Source organism: Sulfurihydrogenibium sp. (assembly GCF_027448985.1).
Taxonomy (GTDB): domain Bacteria; phylum Aquificota; class Aquificia; order Aquificales; family Hydrogenothermaceae; genus Sulfurihydrogenibium.
Genome location: NZ_DAIDMN010000146.1, coordinates 1 through 1640, shown reverse-complemented (window position 1 = coordinate 1640; position 1640 = coordinate 1). Strand labels below are relative to the sequence as shown.

Below are 1640 nucleotides of genomic sequence, written 5' to 3'. Positions count from 1 at the left end.
TTATAAGATATTTCTATGATATTATTCACAATGATTTACCTTTTAAAACTTTTTCAACTGTTTCACCTATTATAGAAGGGTTTTTAACTGTAATTGCTCCGGCAGATTCTAACGCTTTGTACTTCTCTGCGGCTGTTCCTTTTCCTCCTGCTATTATAGCTCCTGCGTGTCCCATTCTTTTTCCAGGTGGTGCTGTAACACCTGCAATGTACGCTACAACTGGTTTTTTAACGTATGCTTTTATAAACTCCGCTGCTTCTTCTTCTGCTGTTCCTCCTATTTCACCAATCATAACTATTGCCTGTGTTTCTGGGTCATCTTGGAACCATTTTAAAACGTCTGCAAACACTGTTCCTGGTATTGGGTCTCCACCTATTCCTACGGCTGTAGATTGTCCTATTCCTCTTGTTGTAAGTTGATATGCTGCTTCGTAAGTTAAAGTACCACTTCTTGAAACTATTCCTACGTTTCCTTTTTTAAATATGTGTCCTGGCATAATACCTATTTTTGCTTCTTCTGGTGTTATTACTCCAGGACAGTTGGGTCCTATCAATACTGTATCTGGATAGTATTTTTTTATATACTGTTTTACTGGAAGCATATCGTTTACAGGTATTCCTTCTGTAATACAGATAACGGTCTTTATTCCAGCATCTACCGCTTCCAATATTGCATCCGCTGCAAATGGTGGTGGAACAAATATTAAAGAACAGTCTGCACCTGTTTCTTTTACTGCTTCGTTTACTGTATCAAAAACTGGTATTCCTTCTACATTTTCTCCTTTTTTACCTGGAGTGACACCTGCTACAACTTGTGTTCCGTAAGCTTTACACTGTGTTGCGTGGAACGAACCTTCTCTTCCAGTTATTCCTTGGACTACTACTTTTGTATTTTTATTTACTAGTACGCTCATCTTCAACCTCCTTAGTTTTAAGTTAAATTACAGTTTTGAACTCTTTTTATGGTTATTATCAACCATTTTTACTGTCCCTTGTTTGCTGCTTCTACCGCTTTTAATGCTCCTTCCCACATGGTATCCGCTGTAATCAGTGGTAATCCGGATTCTTGAAGCATCTTTTTACCAAGTTCTACGTTTGTTCCTTCCATTCTAACTATTACTGGAACATTTATTGATACTTCTTTTGCAGCTGTAATGATACCTTCTGCCAACCTATCACATCTTAATATTCCGCCAAATATATTTATAAAAATCGCCTTTACATTTGGGTCCGAGAGTATTATTTTAAATGCGTTTGCAATCTGAGTTGCATTTGCTGAACCACCTACATCGAGAAAGTTTGCAGGTTCTCCACCGGCTAACTTTATAGTGTCCATCGTTGACATTGCAAGTCCTGCTCCGTTGACCATACAAGCTATGTTTCCGTCAAGTTTTATATAGTTTAAGTTAAACTTTTTAGCTTCTACTTCTAAAGGAGATATTTGAGTTGGGTCATCCATTTCCATTATTTCCGGATGTCTGAATAATCCGTTATCATCAAAATCTATTTTGGCATCAAGGATTACAAGGTTTCCATCTTTCGTTAGGACTAATGGATTTATCTCAACCATTGATGCATCAAGTTCAATGTAGATTTTATAAAGAGTCATAAATAAGTTTGCTGCTTTATTTAGAAGATTTT

1 protein-coding gene and 1 pseudogene are annotated in these 1640 nt (G+C 36.8%); both read right to left on the bottom strand.

Going from position 1 to position 1640, the window contains the following annotated elements; all coding sequences use genetic code 11:
- Positions 1-25: 25 nt before the first annotated feature.
- Positions 26-913 carry a succinate--CoA ligase subunit alpha gene (gene sucD, locus NE054_RS08110; RefSeq protein ID WP_297890459.1) on the bottom strand — a complete coding sequence of 296 codons (888 nt, stop codon included), beginning with the start codon at positions 911-913 and terminating at the stop codon, positions 26-28.
- A 68-nt stretch (positions 914-981) separates the two neighbouring features.
- Positions 982-1640: pseudogene (gene sucC / locus NE054_RS08105) on the bottom strand (succinate--CoA ligase subunit beta); the annotation flags it as partial.

Excerpts from the sequence above, each read along its gene's own strand:
- sucD (WP_297890459.1), bottom strand. The coding sequence starts at position 913 with ATGAGCGTACTAGTAAATAAAAATACAAAAGTAGTAGTCCAAGGAATA.